The sequence below is a fragment of the Micromonospora avicenniae genome (assembly GCF_900156065.1).
Lineage (GTDB): Bacteria > Actinomycetota > Actinomycetes > Mycobacteriales > Micromonosporaceae > Micromonospora > Micromonospora avicenniae.
The window spans coordinates 87,525-108,037 of record NZ_FTNF01000017.1 but is presented as its reverse complement, the minus strand read 5'-3'; the positions used below and the strand labels follow the sequence as shown (position 1 = coordinate 108,037).

The window sequence follows — 20,513 nt, the reverse complement described above, 5'->3', positions numbered from 1 at the left end:
GTTCGGCGGTCCCCGGCTGTCGACCCGCACCCCGGCACCGCCTCACCCCCACCCCGGCTCGCCGGGGTGGGGGTGAGAGGGGCGCGGTTAGGTGGGGGTGGGGTTACCAGGCGAAGCCGGCGGCGTACGAGACGTTGGCCAGCGCCTGCTGGCCGGTGGCGTTCGGGTGGAAGTAGTCCCAGCCGGACAGCTGGTTGAGCGTGAACGGGTAGCCGAACACCGCGTTGTCGTCGAAGTCGCAGTTCGGGCCGTACGCCGCGCATGCCTGGGCGAGCTGGGTGTTGTAGTCGACGACCCGCTGGCGTACGCGGTTGCGCCGATCGACGTCGGGCTGGGCGGTGGAGGTCGGGTTGGCCAGCAGCGACTGGCAGATGCCGAAGAGCGACCAGGCCGTACGGGCGCTGCCGCTGCCCTTGCCGACGAACCAGAGTCGGTGCACGTCCGGGATGCTGATCACGAACACCCGGGCGTTCGGCAGCCCGGCCCGGAGGCGGTTCAGCGCCGAGTCGATGTTCGCCCGGAACGTGCTCACCGGGGTCATGCTCGACTCCGAGCCGGTGCAGGCGTCATTGGCGCCGATCAGCATGGTGACGTAGCCGACGCCCTGGCCGACGGCGGTGCCGGCCTGTCCGTACATGTCGGCGGACTTCGCCCCGGAGCGGGCGTCGTTGTGGTTGTTGCCGTTGATGGCCGGGTTGGCCGTGCGGATACGCAGGTAGTGGCTGTTGACCGCGGAGTCGTTGCCGGTGCTGAACGACCGTGAGGTGCAGTCGACGTACCACCCGCAGGCGTTGAACCCGCGCGTGATCGAGTCGCCGAGGCTGGCCATGGAACTGGGCGGTGGGCCGGGGTCGGCGACGGCCGGGGCGGCGGGCAGCAGGGTGAGGGCGGTGAGTGCGGCGAGTGGGGCGAGCAGGCGCCGGATGGGGGACATGAGGGCCTCCGGATCGCGGTAGCCGGGGGGAAACCGTGCGGTGACCAGATCGTATAGATGGTCATCTGTGTTCACAACGCTTCCGGTTCGGGCCTGCCGTCACCGCCGCGGGAAGGGCGTTGGCCGGTCTTGTTAAGGATCTTAAGCATGTGAATACTTCATTGCGTTCGGCCGGTTCCCCCAGTTCGGCCGGACCCTTCCGGGCCCCGCCGCCCCCGGCGAGGGCCGTCGCCCCCTCTTTGGAGGTTGTTCATGCGACCCACGAGGTCCACGCTCCGCCGCGCCGCCACCCTCGCCGTGGCCGGAACCCTGGTCGTCGGCTCGCTCATCGGCGCGCCCGCCCAGGCAGCCCCCGTCGCCTCCCCCGACGCCGCCGCCACTCTCTCCGAGCGGCTCGGCGCCCGCTCCGCCGGCACGTACGCCGATGCCAGCGGCAAGATGGTCGTCACCGTGACCGACGAGGCGGCCGCGCGCGAGGTCCGCGCTGCGGGCGCGACCCCGCAGTTCGTCCAGCGCGGCGCCGACGTGCTCAACCGGGTGACCGCCGACCTGGAGAGCAGCGTGAAGATTCCGGGCACCGCCTGGTGGACCGACCCGGTGAGCAACCAGGTCGTCATCTCCGTCGACAGCACCGTGACCGGCGCCAAGCTGGAGCGGGTCAAGGCCGCCGCGGCGCGGGCCAACGGCGCGCTGCGGATCGAGTCCGAGGCCGGCGTGCTCAGCACCCGGATCTCCGGCGGCCAGGCCATCTACGCCGGTGGCGGTGGCCGCTGCTCGCTGGGCTTCAACGTCCGCAGCAGCAGCGGCGTCTACTACTTCCTCACCGCCGGGCACTGCACCAACATCTCGTCCAGCTGGTACTCGAACTCCTCGCAGACCAGCTTGCTCGGCACCCGGGCCGGCTCCAGCTTCCCGGGCAACGACTACGGCATCGTCCGGCACAGCAACTCCGCCAACGCGGCCGGCAACGTCTACCTCTACAACGGCAGCTACCGGGACGTCACCGGGGCCGGCAACGCCGTCGTCGGCCAGTCGGTGCAGCGCTCCGGCAGCACGACGGGCCTGCGTAGCGGCTCGGTGACCGCGATCAACGCCACCGTCAACTACGCCGAGGGCAGCGTCTCCGGCCTGATCCGCACCACCGTCTGCGCCGAGCCGGGCGACAGCGGCGGCTCGCTCTTCAGCGGCAGCACTGCGCTGGGCCTGACCTCCGGTGGCAGCGGCAACTGCCGCACCGGCGGCACCACCTACTTCCAGCCGGTCACCGAGGCGCTGAGCGTCTACGGCGTCAGCATCATCTGACCGTCACCTCGCCAGCGGGCCGCCGGAGTCATCCGGCGGCCCGCGTCGTGTGTCCACGCCGCACCCGAGCCAGCGGGGCCCGGCCGGCGACCCGCCCACTCGACTCCGGCCGCGCCCTCACCCGACTCCGGCCGCGGCGGCGAGCTGCGCCCTCACCCGACTCCGGCCGAGGCAGCGAGCTGCGCCCGCCGGGCGGATAGCACCGCCAGCAACGGCCAGAGCGCGACGGCCAGCGCCGTGATGCGCTCCGCCAGCCCGGTCCGGGACCCGACGTTCACCTCGAGCGCGAACCAGCCGACCAGGCCCAGCAGCAGCCCGGTGGCGCTCAGCCCGACCGCCCGGCGGAACGCCCAGGGCGGCTCCGGGCGCGCCAGGTGCCCGACGACCGGGCCGCGGGGCAGCCACAGCGCCGTACCGGCCGGCCAGAGCGCCAGCGCGAGGACGGCGACGGTCGCCACGGTGCCGTGACCGAGCGAACCACCGACGCTCGGCCGGGGAAAGGCGACCAGCGCGATTGTGGCCACCCCGCCGACGGCGAGCAGGAAACGGCTGGGCAGACCGGCCGCGTGCAGCACGGCGGCGATCGCCAGATAGCAGGAGCCGAACAACACCAGGGCGCCGGTCATGATCCAGCGGTCGGCGGCATCCGGCCCGGCCAGCTCGCTGATGGTGTCCCGGACCGGGTCGTAGCCGCTGGGTTGCCGCGCGCCCGCGACCGTCCAACCGGTCACCAGCAGCACAGGTGCCGCCGCCGCGGTGGCGACGGCCCACGTCGGTACGACGCGCATTCGGCCACGGTAATCGGCTCGGCGTCTCGCCGGCCCGGGTTCGCCGGTCCATCCACCGGTGATTCGCACCGGCGGGCCGGGTGGTCGGAGGAACGACGGCCGCCCCTGACAGAATGCCGGTGAGGACTGTTCCACGATGAGGAGTTGCCAGCCGTGATCCGTACCCACAACGCCGGAAGCCTGCGCGCGACGGACGCCGGCACCACGGTGACGCTCGCCGGCTGGGTGGCCCGCCGGCGCGACCACGGCGGTGTCATCTTCGTCGACCTGCGCGACGGCTCCGGCGTGGTCCAGGTGGTGTTCCGCGAGGAGGACGCGCACGCGCTGCGCAACGAGTTCTGTGTGAAGGTCACCGGCGAGGTGACCCGTCGCCCGGAGGGCAACGAGAACCCGGACCTGCCCACCGGTGAGATCGAGGTGACCGCGGTCGAGCTGGAGGTGCTCTCCGAGGCCGCGCCGCTGCCGCTGCCCGTGGACGACCAGGTCGAGGCCGGCGACGACATCCGGCTCAAGTACCGCTACCTGGACCTGCGGCGCGGCGGCCCGGCGAAGGCCATGCGGCTGCGTTCGCGGGCCAACCAGCTCGCCCGCACCGTGCTGCACGAGCGGGACTTCCTGGAGATCGAGACGCCGACGCTGACCCGGTCCACCCCGGAGGGCGCGCGCGACTTCCTGGTGCCCGTGCGGCTCCAGCCGGGCAGCTGGTACGCGCTGCCGCAGTCGCCGCAGCTGTTCAAGCAGCTGCTCATGGTCGGCGGCATGGAGCGCTACTACCAGATCGCGCGCTGCTACCGGGACGAGGACTTCCGCGCCGACCGCCAGCCGGAGTTCACCCAGCTCGACATCGAGATGTCGTTCGTCACCGAGGACGACGTGATCGACCTCGGCGAGGCGATCGTGGCGAAGCTCTGGTCCGAGCTGGCCGGTCACGAGATCGCCCGGCCGATCCCGCGGATCACCTGGCACGACGCCATGTCCCGGTACGGCTCCGACAAGCCGGACCTGCGTTACGGTGTCGAGCTGACCGAGCTGACCGACTACCTGCGCGGCACCGAGTTCCGGGTGTTCGCCGGCGCGATCGACGCGGGCGGCTACGTCGGCGCCGTGGTCATGCCGGGCGGCGCGTCGCAGACCCGCAAGGAGCTGGACGGCTGGCAGGACTGGGCCAAGGCGCGCGGCGCCCGTGGCCTGGCGTACGTGGTGCTGGACGCCGAGACCGGTGAGGCGCGCGGCCCGGTGGCGAAGAACCTCTCCGCAGCGCACCTGGCCGGGCTGGCCGACGCGGTCGGCGCGAAGCCCGGCGACGCGATCTTCTTCGCCGCGAGCACGAACATCCGGGAGGCGCAGGAGCTGCTCGGCGCCGCCCGGATCGAGATCGCCAAGCGGTCCGGGCTGGTCGACGAGAGCGCCTGGGCGTTCTGCTGGGTGGTCGACGCGCCGATGTTCGAGCGCGACGACGAGGGTGGCTGGACGGCCGTGCACCACCCGTTCACGTCGCCGAACGGCGAGTGGGTGGACCGGTTCGAGGAGGCACCGGACCGGGCGCTGGCGTACGCGTACGACATTGTTTGCAACGGCAACGAGATCGGTGGCGGTTCGATCCGTATCCACCGGGGCGACGTGCAGCAGCGGGTCTTCGACCTGCTCGGCATCACTCCCGAGGAGGCGCAGGACAAGTTCGGCTTCCTGCTGGAGGCGTTCAAGTACGGCGCCCCGCCGCACGGCGGCATCGCGTTCGGCTGGGACCGGGTCTGCATGCTGCTGGCCGGTGCGGACTCGATCCGCGAGGTGATCGCCTTCCCGAAGACCCGGGGTGGCTTCGACCCGCTCACCGGCGCGCCGACGCCGATCACCGCGCAGCAGCGGACCGAGGCGGGCATCGACGCCAAGCCGAAGCCGCAGGCGGCTCCGCACAGCGGCACCGCCGGCCCGGCCGCCCCGGTCGCCGACCCGACCTGACCCCACCCCACCCCACCCCCCCGGACCGGCGTTGGTGATCAAGAGGTTTGCGTCATGATCGCGTGTCAGGATGACGCAAACCTCTTGATCACCTCGGCTGAGGAGGGTGTGGCGTGACAGTACTCGTGGTGGGGGGCAGTGGGTTCCTGGGTGCGGAGGTCTGCCGGCTGGCGGTCGCGGCGGGTGAGCGTGTGGTGGGGACGTACCACTCGGGTGCCGTCGGGATGGCCGGCGTCGAGGCGCGCCGGCTCGACGTGACCGACCGGGCCGCCGTCCGGGACCTGATCGCGCGGGTGCGGCCCACGGTGGTCATCGGCACGCCCTACCGGTACGGGGACTGGGCGGTGACCGCCGACGGGGCGGCGCACATCGCCTACGCGGCGGCCGAGGCGGGCGCGCGGCTCGTGCACATCTCCAGCGACGCGCTGCACGCCGGCCGTTCCGAGCCGTACGGGGACGACGAGCCGCCCAGCCCGATCTTCCCGTACGGGGCTGCCAAGGCGGCGGCCGAGACCGCCGTCCGGGCGATCGATCCGGCCGCGGCGCTGGTGCGCACCTCGCTGATCCTGGGGGAGCGGAGCAAGCAGATCCAGCTCTGCCGGGACGCGCTCGCCGGGCGGGCCGCCCTGTTCACCGACGAACTCCGCTGCCCGATCGACGTCGTCGACCTCGCCGGCGCCGTGCTGGAGCTGGCCGGCACCGACTACACCGGCCCGATCAACGTGGCCGGCCCGGACGCCGTCAGCCGCGCGGAGCTCGGCCTGCTGGTGGCCCGCCGGGAAGGGCTCGACCCGACCGTCATGAAGACCACCACCGGCGCCGAGGCCGGCGTGCTGCGCCCCACCGACGTACGGCTCGACTCCGCCCGCGCCGTGGGCCTGCTGCGTACGCGGTTGCGTGGCGTACGCGAACTGCTCGCCGCCTGACCGGCGGACCATCGGACCCACCGCCGCGCGGGACGTCCCGCGGGATCACCGTCGATTCGCGATGAGCGCACAATTTCTATGCAAACATCTTGTGCACAGAAATTGTGCACAGATATTGTGCATGCATGCCTGACACTCCCGGAACTGATCGGCAGCCACCGCGGCAGGTGCAGCTCAACGCCCGGCAGGTCCGTGTCCTCGCCCATCCGTTGCGGATGCGTCTGCTCGGCACGCTGCGGGTGGACGGGCCGGCGACGGCGACCGCGCTGGCCGACAAGCTCGACACCAACACCGGTGCGACCAGCTACCACCTGCGGCAACTCGCCGAGGTGGGGCTGGTCGCCGAGGACCCGGACCTCGGCACCGGCCGTCAGCGGTGGTGGCGGGCCCTGCACGACATCAGCAACTTCGAGGCCACCGAGTTCGACGACGACCCGGACGCCCGGGCGGCGGCGCGGTGGATCGAGGCGAACCACGTCCAGCTCATGGCCGAGCAGGCGCAGCGGTGGATGGCGGCCGCCGAGGACCAGTCGCGGGAGTGGCGGGACGCGGCCAGCCTGAGCGACATGGTGCTGACGCTTTCGCCGGCCCGGCTGCGGGCGCTCAACGACGAGCTGTGGCAGGTGGTCATGCGCTACCACGACGAGCCGCCGAGCGACGGGCCCGACGCCCAGCAGGTGCACATCTTCCTGTCCGCCTTCCCCCGGGTGGAGGGCCGGCGATGAGCGCGTTGTCCGTACGCCAGGTCCGGTTCCGCTTCCTGCTGCTGCACGGGCTGCGCTGGCTGCCCAGCGGCCTGACCATCCCGGTGATGATCCTGCTGATGCAGGAACGTGGGCTGTCGCTGTCCCAGATCGGGCTGGTCAGCGTCGCCCAGGGGGTGGTCGTACTGGCGCTGGAACTGCCCACCGGCGGGCTCGCTGACGTCCTCGGCCGGCGGCCCGTCCTCGTGACGGCCTGGCTGCTGGGCCTGATCTCCCTGCTGGTCTTCGCGGTGGCCGACTCGTTCGCGCTCTTCTTCCTGGTGTGGGCGTTGCAGGGCGTCTTTCGCGCGCTGGACAGCGGTCCACTCGAGTCCTGGTACGTCGACGCCACTCTGGCCGCCGATCCCGAGGCCGCCTACGAGCCGGGCCTCGGGTACGCCGGCACCGTGGTCGGCGTGGCGATCAGCGCCGGAGCGCTCCTCAGCGGCGGCCTGATCGCGCTCGGCCCGATCGGGCCGGTCAGCGCGCTCACCGTGCCGGTGCTGGTCGCCGCCGCGCTCCAGGTGGTGGCCATCGGGGCACTGCTGATGCTGCTGAGGGAGGTTCGGCCCGCGCGGGGAGGCGGCGCGCTACGGGCGTCGATCGTCGAGGCTCCCCGGATGATCGTGCAGGCGGTCGGCCTGCTGCGCCGATCGCGGGTGCTGCTCGCCCTGGTGGCTGTCGAGCTGTTCTGGGGCTTCGGCATGGTCACGTTCGAGTCGCTGCTGCCGGTACGACTCTCCGAGGTGGTCGGTGACGCGGACCGGGCGGCGGCGCTGCTCGGACCGGCGAGCTCGGCGGCCTGGTTGGCCTCCGCGGCCGGCGCGGCGCTCACCCCGCTCCTGATGCGCTGGCCGGGTGCGGCCCCGGGCGCCGCGCTGCTGCGGATCGCCCAGGGGGTGACGGTCGTCGGCATGGGGTTCCTGGCCGGACCGGTCGGGGTGCTCGTCGCGTACCTGGCCTGCTACACGGTGCACGGCGCGTCGAACCCGCTGCACGTGGGGCTCCTGCACCGGCAGGTCGACGGCCCCTACCGGACCAGCGTGATCTCGCTGAACTCGTTGATGGGTCAGCCCGGATTCGCGCTCGGCGCCGTGCTGCTCACCGCGCTCGCCGACTTCTCGAGCGTCGGCACCGCGATGCTGGTCGGCGCGGTCGTGCTGGCCGTCGCCGCCCCGCTCTACCTGCCGGCCTGGCTCGCCGGCCGGCGAACCGCCGCGGAAGCGGGCGCAGCGGCCACGGCCGGACCCACGCCTGCGGCGCCTGACCCCACGGCTCAGCTGCCCGGTAGCCCGGCCGACGTCCGGTCGTCAGCGGGCGACGGGGCCCCGGTGGCCGGTTCGGCGGGTTGAGGCAGAGCCGGTCGGGCTGATCGACTCGGGTTCATCGAAGGCGCGGTGTCCCTCCGCGCCCCACGAGGATGGCCCGACATCAGGGGACCCGAGTCGATCATAATCCACGTGGGCCCTCGCAGGCGGCTCAGGCGAGGCGGACGGAGTTGCGGGTCGCCGTGTTGGTGAAGCCGAGCCGGCGGTAGAGCCGGATCGCGCCCACGTTGACCGGGTAGACGCCGAGCGCGGCGTGGGCGTACCGGGTGAGCATCGCGCGGGTCATCGCGGCGGTGAGCGCCGCGCCGAGGCCGAGACCGCGCTGCTGCGGGGCGACGGTCAGCCCGGCGAGGAACCCGACGTCACCACGGGTGCGGTCCGCGCCGCAGGCGAGGAGGCGGTCACCGTCCCGGATGCCGTACCAGCCGACCACCCCGGCGTCGCCCGGCCGGGAGGTGGTGCTCGGAAAGGCTTCGTCGATCAACGCGGTGAGCGCCGGGTGATCGGCCTCGGTGAGGCGTACCACCCGTTCCTCGCCCGGCTGGCGCGGCGGCGCCGCCGTGGTCCAGAGGAAGAGCCACTCGTCGCGCTGGGCCACGTTCAGCCGGCCGGCCAGGTCGGCCGGGTCGAGCCCGGGCAGGTTCAGCCACTGGCCCGCCCCGAGCACGCCCTCGGCGACCAGGTCGGCGCAGACATCGAGGGCGGGCCGGGCCGCGCCGAGGGCCGCCACGGTCGGCCGCTGCCCCGCCGGCAGCACCCAGACCACCGCGCCGTCGCGCTGGTAGCCGCGCGGCTGCATCTCCGGCGGAAGCACGTGCCGGGCGTACGGGTGGTGGCCGGTGGCAGCCAGGACGGCGGCCCGACCGTCGAGCACCTGGTCGGCGATGATCATGCCCCAAGCCTAGGAGGGATCGGGCCCGCCGCTGCCGCCGGTGCCCGGACGAGGGCGGGTCGTCCACGGTGGAGATTGGCGAGCGGTCCGATCGGGTACATCCGGCGTCAACCTACTGGGAACCCCCACCGGAGGACGTCATGCTCGCCATTCTCGCGGCGATCGTATTCGGTTTCGCCCTGCTGCTCGACCTGATGGACACCAACTTCGGCGCACCGGACCTGTTCAACTGGAACACCCTCGTACTCATCGGCCTGCTACTGCTCGCGCTCTACCTGGCCGGTGTCGGCCGTGGCCCCGGCGGCGGACGCTGGTACCGGGGCCGTCGGCCGGGCCGTGGCTGACCGGAACCGATCATCGCCGGCCGGGCCCGCGGCGCGATTCCGGTGCCCCGGACCCGGCCCGGTACTGTTCTCGTGATGCAGTCCGATGCCCTGTTCTCCCTCGGCGAACCCGCCGGAGCGCCCAGCGCCCCCGCGGGTTCCGGTGCTGCCGACGGGTTCACCGAGGTGGGGCCGGATTCGCCCCTGCCCGTCCGGATGCGCCCCGCGAGCCTCGACGAGCTGGTCGGGCAGGAACACCTGCTCGCGCCCGGTGCGCCGCTGCGGCAGCTGGTCTCCGGCGGAGCGCCGATGTCGGTCATCCTCTGGGGGCCGCCGGGCAGTGGGAAGACCACCATCGCGCACCTGGTCGCCCGGGCCACCGACCGCCGGTTCGTCGCCATGTCGGCGCTCTCGGCCGGGGTCAAGGACGTCCGGGCGGTGATCGATACGGCCCGCCGGCAGCGTCGCAGCGGCGGTCCGCAGACCGTGCTCTTCATCGACGAGGTGCACCGGTTCAGCAAGACCCAGCAGGATTCGCTGCTCGCCGCCGTCGAGGACCGCACCGTCACGTTGCTCGCGGCCACCACCGAGAACCCCTACTTCTCAGTCATCTCGCCGCTGCTGTCCCGGTGCGTACTGCTCACCCTGCAACCGCTGGACGACGAGGCGGTCCGCGGACTACTGCGCCGAGCGGTCGCCGACGAGCGGGGTCTCGGCGGCGCGCTCGTCCTGGAGCCGGCCGCCGAGGACCACCTCGTCCGGCTCGCCGCCGGCGACGTACGCAAGGCGCTGACCGCATTGGAGGCTGCGGCGGCCTCGGCGGGCGCGCTGGGCACCGGACGGATCGACCTCGCCACCGCCGAGCAGGCGGTGGATGTGGCGGCGGTCCGCTACGACCGGGACGGTGATGCGCACTACGACGTGATCAGCGCCTTCATCAAGAGCATGCGCGGCTCGGACGTGGACGCAGCGCTGCACTGGCTGGCGCGGATGCTGGTGGCCGGTGAGGACGCCCGGTTCATCGCCCGCCGCCTGGTCGTCTTCGCGAGCGAGGACGTCGGCATGGCCGATCCCAGCGCGTTGAGTGTGGCGACCGCCGCCGCGCACGCCGTGGAGTACGTGGGTCTGCCGGAGGCGCAGCTCAATCTCGCCCAGGCGGTGATCCACATGGCCACGGCGCCGAAGTCGAACTCGGCGACGACCGCGATCGGAGCGGCGATGGCCGACGTACGGGCCGGCCGTGGTGGTCCGGTGCCCCGCGGGCTGCGCGACGCCCACTACGCCGGCGCTCGCGGTCTCGGGCACGGCGCCGGTTACCGCTACCCGCACGACGACCAGCGCGGCGTGCTCACCCAGCAGTACGTGCCCGACGACCTGGTCGGCACCGACTACTACCAGCCCACCCAGCACGGCGGGGAGCGGGCGGTGGCCGCCCGGCTGCCGCTGCTGCGCCGCATCGTGCGCGGCCTGCCCGCCCCGGCGACCCGCCCTGATGCGTCGCCGCGACCGGAGGCGCCCGGGACGCGGGCGGACGCGTCAGCCGCACCGGCCGAGGTGCCGGCCCGGGTGGACACGTCGAGCGGCCGTCCGCCCCCGTCGGAGCAGGCGCCGGACGATCCCGCGGAGACCTCCGACGCGGCGACGCGGGCGAGCGGACCGGCCCAGACCGCTGCGGCGGCCGACGGCGACCGAACGGCGGGTCCGCCTGAAGCCGGCGCGGAGAAGGATGGCGGCAGGATTGCCGCCGGAGAGGGTCAGCAGTGAGATCGCGTGGTGCGGAGCGACCGGAGGACGGCCCGGACGAGCGGCGCGATCCCCGCGCCAAGGGCCGCCGCTGGGGACGGAACCGAGCCGAGGCCGAACCTGAGGAGCCGGTCAGCGGCGAGGAGTTCGGCTGGATCGACGACCTGCGGTCGGCCAAGCAGCAGCGCACCGAACTGGGCCCCGAGGGGGCGGACGCGGTTCCGCCGGCCGCACCTCGCGGCGCCGGACCGGCGCCGGCCGGTCCCGGACCCGGCGTCCCGCCACCCGCGGGCGGTCCGGCGGCGCCCGCCGCGCCTCCCGTGCGTCGAAGCGGCCCGGACGGCCCTGGTGCCCGGCCGCGCCCGGTGGACGGGCCGTGGCCGGGCTCGCCGGAGCCGACCACAGCGGCCCGGCGGCCGGAGCAGCGACCGCCCGTGGCACCGTCCGGCGGGCCTGGTGCGCCGGCGCCGCAGCAGCCGGCCGCCGCGCCGACGGCACCGCATCAGCCAGGACCCGCGCCGGCCGCGCCGCGACCAGCGAATCCAGGACCGGCCGCGCCGTACCAGCCTGTTCCCGGGCCGGGTGCTGCCGACCAGCAGGGACTCGGTCCCGCACCGATTCCCGGCCCCGGTCCGCGTCCGAACGCCGGTGGTCCGACCGACCCGCAGCCCCGCCCGTCGGCGTCCCGGCCGAGCCCGGCTGACCCTGCCGGTCCGCAGGCCCGTCCGGTCCCCGGCACTCCGACCGCCCCCTTCGGCGGCCCCCCTGCCGGCGGCGACCAGACCGGGCCGATGGGCCCGACCGGCGGCCGTACCGGACGCTTCGGTGCCGCGGCCGCGGTCCCCGGTGGCCCCGCCGCTCCCGCGGCCCACCCCGTCCCCGGTGAGCCCGCGGCTCCCGGGACCCCGACCTCGGGTGCGCCGGTCGGGCGTCGGCCGGGAACGACGCCGCCGCGGCGGCGTACCGGCCCGGAGCCGGCCCAACCCACCGGGGAGTTCCCCGCGGGCGGGCGGGCGGCCGTCGACCCGACCGACCCGGGCCGGGGCGCCGGTCCGGTCGGCGTCGCGCCCACCGGCGCGCCCGGCCGTACTGCTGAGCCGTCAGCGACGGCAGGCGACCCGGGACCCGGGCCGGCAGTGGCACGCGATCGCCGTGCCGACCCGCGGCGCCGGCCGGCGGTGGCACCGGAGACACCCGTCCCGCCGGGTGCCGTACCGGCCGCCGGTGAGGCGTCCACGCCGACCGGTCGCCGACGTGCGCCCGAGCCCGGCGAGCCGACGAGGGGTGACCAGCCGGTGGCTGCCGGCCCCGGCGCCGCCGAGCCGGCGTCCGGCCGTGGTGGCGGGCGCCGCCGCCGGGCGGCCCCGGAGGAGACGGCGACCGCCGCGCACCCGGCGCAAGGCCCGGACGAGGCCGACGGCGTCGTCCGCGGTCGCCGGACCGCGGCGGAGGACGAGGCAGACCGGGCCCCCGGCCGCCGGAGGGCCCCGGAGGAGGCAGGCCCGGCCACCGGCCGTCGTGCCGAACCGGAGGGCACGGCCGCTCGGGGCGAACGCCCTGAGCGCCCCGCCGACTGGCTCCGGCAGGCCGGACGGCTGCCGCACACCGACCCGAAGCTGCCGGTCATCGAAACCGGCGGCGCGGCGCGTTCCGCACCGCCGTCGTCGGAGCGCTCCACCGGCAGGCGACCCGCACCCGGCCTCGTGCCCCCCGCTCAGGACCAGCCACCGGCGCGGCCGACCGGGCGTCGCGGTACCCGCGCCGCTGTGCCACCCGGTGACGAACCGACAGGTGAACGGCCGGCCGGCACGAGCGCCGCCGTCCCCGTCGACGGCTCCGCCGGTGGTCGCCACGGCGCGCCGGACGACTCGGCGCCCGACGAGCCGACGGCCCGCCGCGCCGTGGCGCCACCCCGCCCGGTCGACGACCCACGCGGTGCCCGGCCCGGCCGTTCCCCGGTCGCCGGCCGGCCGGCGACCTACCAACCCACCTCGGAGACACCCGCCGCCTCGGCATCGGGCCGCGCCGCGGCCCGCCCCGAACCGGGTCCGGAGGTTCCGGCTCGTGGGGCGGCTCGTCCCGGGTCTGGTCCGGAGGTCGGTCCGCGGCCGGGTCCGGAGGTTCCGGCTCGTGGGGCGGCCCGTCCCGGGCCCGGCCCCGAGGCCGTACCCGGCCAGGACGTCGCGCCCCGCCCGGTTCGTGGGGCGGCCCGTCCCGGCCCGGACGGCCCCGCCCGTGGTGCCGCCCGCCCCGACGGGTCCCCGCGCCCAGGTCCGGCTCCGGCCGGACGGTCCGGTCCGGACGGTCCTGGTAGGCCACCCGGCGGTCCGGACGATCAGGGCCGTGCCGTGGCCGGCCGCTCTGCCGCCGTCGGGCCCGACGATCGGGCCGCCGGTCGCGCCCTGCCACCACAGCGGGATCCGGGCCGTCCCGAACCGTCCGGCGTGTCACCGGTTTCCGCCCACCCGGCGGAGCCGCCCGTGACGGCGCGGGCCGCGGCTGTCGTACCACCGCCCGGTCCGGAACCGGACGTCGCGGCGCCCCGACCGGTGGACGTTCCGTCGCTGCCCGACACCGCCGACCCGGGCGAGGCCGGCGCGCCGGCCGGCGGGCTGCGAGGCGCCCGCTCGGAGCTGCGTCGCCAGATGCGCGAACGCCGGCGGCTGCGGATGATCGCGCTGGCACTGGTGAGCCTGGTGCTGCTCGGGGCGGTGCCGCTCTACTTCGGCTTCCGTACGCTCAGTCGTGACCCGGTCTTCGACACCCTCGACGCGCTGGACGTGCCGGGTTGGGCGACGGCGAAGACGGTGGACGACGTCAGCGGCAGCCGGTGGTGCCTGATCGAGTGCCGGTTGCGGGAACGCACCATCACGTCGGAGCGGTCTCCCGAGGACACGGCGAAGGTGTACGAGGCCGCGCTGCGGCAGGACGGCTGGCGCCCGTGGCACGTGGCCATGTGCCCGGCGGAGGAGGAGAAGGGCAGCTACACCTGCTGGCGCAAGGACGAGCTCACCCTGGACCTCTGGGTACGAGCGCCGGCCTGCGTGCCACCGCCCGTCGACGGTGCGCCGGCGATCGTGCCGTCTCCCGACCCGTCGACCGCTGCGGAGACGTGCACCGGATCGTTGGTGTCGGTGAAGGTACGTAACGCGATCGACGACGAGCGGACGCGGCCTCTGCCCAGCACTGAGCCGACGCTGACCGGGGAGGAGCCGCTACCGACGCTGACCGGCGACCCGCTCGGCGAGCCGACCTCCTCACCGTCGTGAGCCGATTTCCATCACGGACGGTAGGGTCTGGGGCTGGCAGGCCCGCCCGCGCCCGCTGACCGGCATCGGTGGTGGAGCGGCGGTGCGGGCACGACGGTCGCGCGTTTCCGGGGTCGTCCGGTTCGGTGTAGTTCTGCTTGAGGAGGACAGGCGTGGGCATTTTGGAGATCGCGGCGCTGATCGCAGCGATCGCGTTCGCGATGCTGGTGTTGATCCTGACCCTGCCCATCCTGCGGCTGCGGCACACCGTGGACGCCACCACCCGGATGATCAACGACCTGAGCGAGCGGACAGGGCCGCTGCTCGGCGACGTGAACACCACGGTGCGGAACGTCAACACCACCCTTGAGCAGGTGCAGACCTCCCTCGACGGGGTCAACCTCCAGCTGGCCAAGGTCGACACGATGACCGGCCACGCCCAGAACGTCACCGCCAACGTCGCCAACCTGGTCGCCGTGGTCTCCGCCGCCGCCGCGAACCCACTGGTCAAGGTGGCTGCCTTCGGCTACGGCGTACGCAAGGCGGCCGCGGCGCGCCGGCACGCGGAGACCGAACGTGAGGTGCGCGACATCGTCAAGCAGCAGCGGCGGGCCACGCGCCGTGCCGAGCGCTGAGCGCCGAGCGCGACCGGAGGGGGCGGAGAAATGAGACGTTTGTTCTGGCTGGGGATCGGAGTGGCCGTCGGTGTGCTGGTGGTCCGCAAGGTGACCCGCACCGCGCAGTCGTACACCCCCGCCGGTATCGCGAGCACGCTGTCACAATCTGCTGGCGGCTTGGCCGGATCGCTGCGTAGCTTCGTGGCGGACGTCCGGGTCGGGATGGCCGAACGCGAGCAGGAGATTCACCAGGCGTTCGCCCACGGCGAGGCGTTCGACGACCAGTTCGCCGACCTGCGGGAGGACCCGCGGATCGGCGACCGAGAGATCTTTCCGGAGGAACACCAGCGATGAAGACGGCGGAGATCAAGCGGCGGTACCTCGCGCACTTCGAGGCGAACGGCCATGCCGTGGTGCCGTCCGCTCCGCTGCCCGCCATCAGCGACCCGAACCTGTTGTTCGTCAACGCCGGCATGGTGCAGTTCGTCCCGTACTTCCTGGGGCAGCAGGCTGCGCCGTACCGCCGGGCGGTGAGTGTGCAGAAGTGCATCCGCACGCCCGACATCGACGAGGTCGGCAAGACCAGCCGGCACGGCACGTTCTTCCAGATGAACGGCAACTTCTCCTTCGGTGACTACTTCAAGGACGGAGCGATCCCGCTCGCCTGGGACCTGGTCACCAAGTCCCAGGCGGAGGGCGGTTTCGGTCTCGATCCGGAGCGGATCTGGCCGACGGTCTACCTGGACGACGACGAGGCGTTCGAGATCTGGCGGTCGGTGGGGGTGCCGGCCGAGCGGATCGTCCGCCGTGGCAAGGCGGACAACTTCTGGTCGATGGGCATTCCCGGCCCGTGTGGCCCCTCCTCTGAGCTGTTCTACGACCGGGGTCCCCAGTACGGCCAGGAGGGCGGCCCGGCGGTCGACGAGGACCGCTACATGGAGTTCTGGAACCTCGTCTTCATGCAGTACGAGCGGGGCCCGGGCGTCGGCAAGGAGGACTACCCGATCCTGGGTGAGCTGCCGGCGAAGAACATCGACACCGGCATGGGCCTGGAGCGGATGGCCTCGATCCTGCAGGGCGTCGACAACCTGTACGAGATCGACGAGGTCCGGCCGATCCTGGACCGCGCGGCCGAGTTGACCGGCAAGCGTTACGGCGCGGGCTCGAGCCACGTGGCCAGCGAGTCGCACCCGGACGACGTGCGGCTGCGGGTGATCGCCGACCACGTGCGCACCGCGTTGATGCTGATCGGCGACGGCGTGACGCCGTCGAACGAGGGGCGGGGCTACGTGCTGCGCCGGATCATGCGTCGGGCGATCCGGGCGGTGCGGCTGCTGGGCTGGCAGGACCGGGCGTTGCCGGAGCTGCTGCCGGTGGCTCGGGACTGCATGGCCCCGTCGTACCCGGAGCTGGCGACCGACTTCGACCGGATCGCCGACTACGCGTACGCGGAGGAGGACGCGTTCCTGTCCACGTTGCGTGCCGGCACCACGATCCTCGACGCGGCGATCGCCGAGACGCGCAGCGCCGGTGGCGCCGCGTTGACCGGTGAGAAGGCGTTCCAGCTGCACGACACGTACGGGTTCCCGATCGACCTGACCCTGGAGATCGCGGCCGAGCAGGGGCTGCAGGTCGACGCGGAGGGCTTCCGCCGGCTGATGGCCGACCAGCGGGCCCGGGCGAAGGCCGACGCGCAGGCCCGCAAGACCGGACACACCGACCTGTCGGCGTACCGGGCGGTGCTCGACGCGGACGGTCCGGTGGAGTTCACCGGCTACCAGGAGGTGTCCCGCGAGTCCCGGGTCCGGGCGCTGCTCGGCGCGGGCGGCCCGCTGGGCGCGGCGGTCGAGGGCGACACCGTCGAGCTGGTGCTGGACACCACCCCGTTCTACGCGGAGGGTGGCGGTCAGCAGCCGGACCAGGGCCTGATCACCGTCGGTGGCGGTCAGCTCGAGGTGCTGGACGTCCAGCAGCCGGTGCCCGGCCTGATCGTGCACCGCGCCCGGGTGGTCCGGGGCGAGGTGCGTGCGGGTGAGAGCGCGTACGCCGAGATCGACACGAGCCGGCGGCGGGCCATCTCCCGCTCGCACACCGCGACCCACCTGGTGCACCAGACGATGCGCAACTTCCTCGGTGAGTCGGCCACCCAGGCCGGGTCGTTGAACGCGCCGGGCCGGCTGCGTTTCGACTTCAACACCCCCACGGGGGTGGCGCCGAGCGTCCTGCGGGACGTGGAGCAGCAGGTCAACGAGGTGTTGCTGGCCGACCTGGAGGTGCACGCCTTCATCACCTCGCTGGACGAGGCGCGCCGCATCGGCGCGATGGCGCTCTTCGGCGAGAAGTACGGCGAGCAGGTGCGGGTCGTCGAGGTCGGTGACTACGCCCGGGAGTTGTGCGGTGGCACCCACGTGGCCCGCTCCGCGCAGCTCGGTCTCGTGAAGATCCTCTCCGAGTCGTCCATCGGTTCGGGCGTACGCCGGGTCGAGGCGTTGGTCGGGATGGACGCGTTCAACTTCCTGGCCCGGGAGCACCTGCTGGTCTCCCGCCTCGCCGAGCTCTACCGGGTGCCGTCCGAGCAGGTCGCCGACCGGGTGGAGCAGACCGTCACGCAGCTGCGGGACGCGGAGAAGGAGCTGGAGAAGCTCCGCGCCCAGCTGGTGCTGGGCGGCGCGAGCGCGCTGGCGGCGCAGGCGAAGGACGTGCGCGGGGTCGCGTACGTCGGCACCGAGGCGCCGGAGGGCGCGGCCGGTAACGACGTGCGGACCCTCGCCCAGGAGATCCGCGGCAAGATCGATCCGGCCCGCCCGGCGGTGGTCGCGGTGGCGGCCCGCAGCAACGGCAAGGCGTCGCTGGTGGTCGCCGTGAACCAGGCGGCCCGCGCGCGGGGCCTGGCCGCGTCCGACCTGGTGAAGGCGGCGTTCTCGGGCCGTGGCGGCGGCAGCCCCGACCTGGCTCAGGGCGGCGGGCTGCCGGCGGCCGAGGCACCGAACCTGCTGCTCACCGTCGAGAAGGCGATCGCCGAGGCGTGACCGGCGACCATCGGGGACCGGGGTGGACGAGCAGGTCCACCCCGGTTCGTCGTGACCGGGGAGGTGATCGTGCGTGACCGAGTTGTCGCGGGGCGTCCGTCTCGGCGTTGACGTCGGTCAGGTGCGGATCGGCGTCGCCCGCTCCGACCCGCACGGGGTGCTGGCCACTCCACTGGTCACCGTCGCCCGGGACCGCACGGCCGAGCCGGACGCGACCCCCACCGACCTGGTGGAGTTGGCCGCGCTGGTCGTCGAGCACGAGGCGGTGGAGGTGGTCGTGGGCCTTCCGGTCAATCTCGCCGGTCGGCACGGACCGGCGGCGGTGCAGGTGAAGGCGTACGCTGACCGGCTGGCCGGTGTAATAGCGCCGGTACCGGTAACGCTCACCGACGAGAGGATGTCAACGGTCGTGGCTTCTCGTAGGCTGGCCGAGCGTGGCGTCCGAGGCAAGCGTCAACGTGCGGTGGTCGACCAGGCCGCCGCGGTGGAGATTCTGCAGAGCTGGCTGGATGCGCAGCGGAGGCGGACGTAATGATCGACGATCTCGACCTGGGCTTCGACGAGGCGGAGCGGGGGGAGAAGGGCCGGCACCGGCGTAGCTTCGTCCGCAAACGCAACGGCAAGAGCGGTGGCCGGGGTAAGACGGTCCTGGCGTTGCTACTGGCCATGGTGCTGCTGGGTGGTATCGGCGGTGGAGCGTTCTACGGTTTCGACCGGATCCAGAACTACTTCGTCACCCCCGACTACGACGGCGCCGGCACCGGTGAGGTCACCGTCGAGATCAAGCAGGGCGCGCTGCTCGCCGACATGGCGGACGCTCTCTACACCGCCGGGGTGGTGAAGAGCCCGAAGGCGTTCATCGAGGCCGCGGCGGAGAACGCGCGCAGCAAGAACATCCAGCCGGGCCTGTACAAGCTGCGCAAGGAGATGAGCGGGTCGCACGCGGTCACCGCGATGCTCGACCTGAAGAACAAGATCGTCAACGGGATCACCATTCCGGAGGGACGGACCGCCAAGAGCATCTTCAAGTTGCTCGCCGAGAAGACCAAGATCCCGGTGAAGGACTTCGAGACAGCGGCGAAGGACCCGATCGGGCTCGGCGTGCCGGACTGGTGGTTCAAGCGCAGCGACAAGAAGAAGGTCACCCCGTCGATCGAGGGCTTCCTCTACCCGGACACGTACGAGATCCCGCCGAAGGCCACGGCCGAGACCATCCTGTCGATGATGGTGGAGAACTTCCTGACCGTCTCCGGGCAGATGGAGTTCGCGGACAAGGTGCAGAGCGAGCGAGAGATCGCCCCGTACGAGGCGCTGGTCGTCGCGTCGCTGGCGCAGGCCGAGGCGGGTAACAAGGACGACCTGGGCAAGGTCGCCCGGGTGGCCTACAACCGGGTCTACGGCGAATTCCCGTGCAACTGTCTGGAGATGGACGTCACGGTCAACTACTACCTGGAGTTGATCGGCAAGCCGACGAAGCGGTCGGCCGACATGACCGCGGCCGAGCTCGACGACCCGAAGAACCCGTACAACCGAAAGCTGCGCGGGCTGCCGCCGACGCCGATCAACAACCCGGGCAAGGAGGCCATGGCGGGGGCGATGGACCCGCCGAAGGGCAAGTGGTTCTACTTCGTGGCGGTCGACAAGGAGGGGCACTCCGCCTTCGCGGAGACCTACCCCGAGCACGAACGCAACATGGAGAAGGCCCGGGAGGCCGGGATCATCTGATGACGGTGCGACGGCGGGCGGCGGTGCTCGGCAAACCGATCGCGCACTCCCTCTCCCCGGTGATCCACAACGCCGGCTACGCGGCGGCGGGGCTGGCCGGGTGGTCGTACACCCGGATCGAGTGCACGGAGTCCGAGCTGCCGGGCCTCGTCGCCGGCCTCGGCCCGGAGTGGGCCGGGTTGTCGGTGACCATGCCGGGCAAGGAGGCGGCGCTCGCGGTGGCCGACGCCGCCTCGCCGGTCGCGGTCGCGGTGGGCGCGGCGAACACGCTGGTACGCCGCTCGGACGGCTCCTGGTACGCGGACAACACCGACGTGACCGGCATGATCGAGGTGCTCACCGGGGCGGGCGTACGCCCCGGCGCCACGGTGACCGTGCTCGGGGCGGGCGGGACCGCCCGGGCGGCGCTCGCCGCGGCGGCCCGCCTCGACGCCCGCGCGGTGACGGTGGTGGCTCGCCGCGAGGCCGCCGTCGACGAACTGCGCCCGGTGGCCGACGCGGTCGGCGTACCGATGCTGCGGGCCGGCTGGGCGGAGGCCGCGGCGCGCCTGCACGCCGACGTGGTGATCTCGACGGTGCCGAAGGGGGTCGCGGACCCGCTCGCCGAGACGGTCGCCCGGCGGCCGGAGGCGGTGTTCTTCGACGCGCTCTACGACCCGTGGCCGACCCCGCTGGCCGCCGCCGCGGCGGCGGTCGGCTTCCGGGTCGTCTCCGGGCTCGACCTGCTGCTGGCCCAGGCGGTCGGTCAGTTCGAGCAGTTCACCGGCGTGCCGGCCCCGCGCGAGGCGATGGCCGTCGCGCTCGCCGACGCCCGCCGGCAGTGAAGACCGACGCCCGCCGGCAGTGAGGACCGTCGACGGCCGGCGTTGGCGTTGTGGCCTGCCTTAGCCGACAGTTAAGAAGCCCTTAGGTCCGCCCGACCTGCTCACGGACTGTCCGTGTCATCGATACGCTGC

The 20,513-nt window shown here is 73.3% G+C and carries 17 protein-coding genes; 14 read left to right on the top strand and 3 right to left on the bottom strand.

The window, feature by feature from the left end:
• Positions 1 to 103 precede the first annotated feature (103 nt).
• Positions 104 to 934 (bottom strand): GDSL-type esterase/lipase family protein, encoded by an 831-nt coding sequence (locus tag BXA10_RS23140; protein WP_076472915.1) that lies wholly within the window; start codon positions 932 to 934, stop codon positions 104 to 106.
• 252 nt (positions 935 to 1,186) lie between these two features.
• Here BXA10_RS23140 and BXA10_RS23135 point away from each other — a divergent pair, with 252 nt between their 5' ends.
• Complete coding sequence (locus tag BXA10_RS23135) at positions 1,187 to 2,236, top strand: S1 family peptidase (protein WP_076472914.1); 1,050 nt, start codon at positions 1,187 to 1,189, stop codon at positions 2,234 to 2,236.
• A 152-nt stretch (positions 2,237 to 2,388) separates the two neighbouring features.
• Here BXA10_RS23135 and BXA10_RS23130 read toward each other — a convergent pair whose 3' ends face one another.
• Positions 2,389 to 3,024: a DUF998 domain-containing protein gene (locus BXA10_RS23130; RefSeq protein WP_076472913.1), complete on the bottom strand. Its 636-nt coding sequence runs from the start codon at positions 3,022 to 3,024 to the stop codon at positions 2,389 to 2,391.
• A 153-nt stretch (positions 3,025 to 3,177) separates the two neighbouring features.
• On the opposite strand from BXA10_RS23130, the gene aspS reads away from it, so the two are divergent.
• From aspS to BXA10_RS23110, 4 genes are all read left to right on the top strand, one after another.
• On the top strand, positions 3,178 to 4,983 hold the full coding sequence (aspS, locus tag BXA10_RS23125) for an aspartate--tRNA ligase (protein ID WP_076472912.1): 1,806 nt from the start codon (positions 3,178 to 3,180) through the stop codon (positions 4,981 to 4,983).
• A gap of 113 nt (positions 4,984 to 5,096) precedes the next feature.
• On the top strand, positions 5,097 to 5,909 hold the full coding sequence (locus BXA10_RS23120; protein WP_076472911.1) for an SDR family oxidoreductase: 813 nt from the start codon (positions 5,097 to 5,099) through the stop codon (positions 5,907 to 5,909).
• Between the two features lie 125 nt (positions 5,910 to 6,034).
• Positions 6,035 to 6,634: an ArsR/SmtB family transcription factor gene (locus BXA10_RS23115; RefSeq protein ID WP_076472910.1), complete on the top strand. Its 600-nt coding sequence runs from the start codon at positions 6,035 to 6,037 to the stop codon at positions 6,632 to 6,634.
• Positions 6,631 to 8,004, top strand: a complete 1,374-nt coding sequence (locus BXA10_RS23110; protein ID WP_076472909.1) for an MFS transporter — start codon at positions 6,631 to 6,633, stop codon at positions 8,002 to 8,004. The genes BXA10_RS23115 and BXA10_RS23110 overlap by 4 nt, the downstream gene beginning before the upstream one ends.
• Before the next feature lie 127 nt (positions 8,005 to 8,131).
• On the opposite strand, the gene BXA10_RS23105 is transcribed toward BXA10_RS23110, so the two are convergent.
• A complete protein-coding gene (locus BXA10_RS23105) occupies positions 8,132 to 8,872 on the bottom strand; it encodes a GNAT family N-acetyltransferase (protein ID WP_076472908.1) in 741 nt (246 codons plus the stop codon).
• 140 nt (positions 8,873 to 9,012) lie between these two features.
• On the opposite strand from BXA10_RS23105, the gene BXA10_RS23100 reads away from it, so the two are divergent.
• The 9 genes from BXA10_RS23100 (at position 9,013) to BXA10_RS23055 (ending at position 20,381) form a co-directional block, all read left to right on the top strand.
• Positions 9,013 to 9,216 carry a hypothetical protein gene (locus BXA10_RS23100; RefSeq protein WP_076472946.1) on the top strand — a complete coding sequence of 68 codons (204 nt, stop codon included), beginning with the start codon at positions 9,013 to 9,015 and terminating at the stop codon, positions 9,214 to 9,216.
• Between the two features lie 75 nt (positions 9,217 to 9,291).
• Positions 9,292 to 10,959 carry a replication-associated recombination protein A gene (locus tag BXA10_RS23095; RefSeq protein WP_076472907.1) on the top strand — a complete coding sequence of 556 codons (1,668 nt, stop codon included), beginning with the start codon at positions 9,292 to 9,294 and terminating at the stop codon, positions 10,957 to 10,959.
• A gap of 2,624 nt (positions 10,960 to 13,583) precedes the next feature.
• Positions 13,584 to 14,207, top strand: coding sequence for a hypothetical protein (locus BXA10_RS23085; protein ID WP_076472945.1), 624 nt, complete (start codon positions 13,584 to 13,586; stop codon positions 14,205 to 14,207).
• Between the two features lie 152 nt (positions 14,208 to 14,359).
• A complete protein-coding gene (locus BXA10_RS23080; protein WP_076472905.1) occupies positions 14,360 to 14,821 on the top strand; it encodes a DUF948 domain-containing protein in 462 nt (153 codons plus the stop codon).
• Between the two features lie 30 nt (positions 14,822 to 14,851).
• Entirely contained in the window at positions 14,852 to 15,157 is a 306-nt protein-coding gene (locus tag BXA10_RS23075; protein ID WP_076472904.1) for a hypothetical protein, read from the top strand.
• Positions 15,154 to 17,832, top strand: a complete 2,679-nt coding sequence (gene alaS / locus BXA10_RS23070; RefSeq protein WP_076472903.1) for an alanine--tRNA ligase — start codon at positions 15,154 to 15,156, stop codon at positions 17,830 to 17,832. The genes BXA10_RS23075 and alaS overlap by 4 nt, the downstream gene beginning before the upstream one ends.
• A gap of 73 nt (positions 17,833 to 17,905) precedes the next feature.
• Positions 17,906 to 18,364 (top strand): Holliday junction resolvase RuvX, encoded by a 459-nt coding sequence (gene ruvX / locus BXA10_RS23065; RefSeq protein ID WP_076472902.1) that lies wholly within the window; start codon positions 17,906 to 17,908, stop codon positions 18,362 to 18,364.
• On the top strand, positions 18,364 to 19,557 hold the full coding sequence (gene mltG, locus BXA10_RS23060) for an endolytic transglycosylase MltG (RefSeq protein WP_076472901.1): 1,194 nt from the start codon (positions 18,364 to 18,366) through the stop codon (positions 19,555 to 19,557). Before ruvX ends, mltG begins: the two co-directional genes overlap by 1 nt.
• Entirely contained in the window at positions 19,557 to 20,381 is an 825-nt protein-coding gene (locus tag BXA10_RS23055) for a shikimate dehydrogenase (RefSeq protein WP_076472900.1), read from the top strand. The genes mltG and BXA10_RS23055 overlap by 1 nt, the downstream gene beginning before the upstream one ends.
• Positions 20,382 to 20,513: the final 132 nt, after the last annotated feature.

What these genes read in the sequence shown, in the direction of transcription:
- BXA10_RS23140 (WP_076472915.1), bottom strand. Translation starts at nt 934, where the DNA reads ATGTCCCCCATCCGGCGCCTGCTCGCCCCACTCGCCGCACTCACCGCC.
- BXA10_RS23135 (WP_076472914.1), top strand. Translation starts at nt 1,187, where the DNA reads ATGCGACCCACGAGGTCCACGCTCCGCCGCGCCGCCACCCTCGCCGTG.
- BXA10_RS23130 (WP_076472913.1), bottom strand. Translation starts at nt 3,024, where the DNA reads ATGCGCGTCGTACCGACGTGGGCCGTCGCCACCGCGGCGGCGGCACCT.
- BXA10_RS23115 (WP_076472910.1), top strand. Translation starts at nt 6,035, where the DNA reads ATGCCTGACACTCCCGGAACTGATCGGCAGCCACCGCGGCAGGTGCAG.
- BXA10_RS23110 (WP_076472909.1), top strand. Translation starts at nt 6,631, where the DNA reads ATGAGCGCGTTGTCCGTACGCCAGGTCCGGTTCCGCTTCCTGCTGCTG.
- BXA10_RS23105 (WP_076472908.1), bottom strand. Translation starts at nt 8,872, where the DNA reads ATGATCATCGCCGACCAGGTGCTCGACGGTCGGGCCGCCGTCCTGGCT.
- BXA10_RS23100 (WP_076472946.1), top strand. Translation starts at nt 9,013, where the DNA reads ATGCTCGCCATTCTCGCGGCGATCGTATTCGGTTTCGCCCTGCTGCTC.
- BXA10_RS23095 (WP_076472907.1), top strand. Translation starts at nt 9,292, where the DNA reads ATGCAGTCCGATGCCCTGTTCTCCCTCGGCGAACCCGCCGGAGCGCCC.
- BXA10_RS23085 (WP_076472945.1), top strand. Translation starts at nt 13,584, where the DNA reads ATGCGCGAACGCCGGCGGCTGCGGATGATCGCGCTGGCACTGGTGAGC.
- BXA10_RS23075 (WP_076472904.1), top strand. Translation starts at nt 14,852, where the DNA reads ATGAGACGTTTGTTCTGGCTGGGGATCGGAGTGGCCGTCGGTGTGCTG.
- alaS (WP_076472903.1), top strand. Translation starts at nt 15,154, where the DNA reads ATGAAGACGGCGGAGATCAAGCGGCGGTACCTCGCGCACTTCGAGGCG.
- mltG (WP_076472901.1), top strand. Translation starts at nt 18,364, where the DNA reads ATGATCGACGATCTCGACCTGGGCTTCGACGAGGCGGAGCGGGGGGAG.
- BXA10_RS23055 (WP_076472900.1), top strand. Translation starts at nt 19,557, where the DNA reads ATGACGGTGCGACGGCGGGCGGCGGTGCTCGGCAAACCGATCGCGCAC.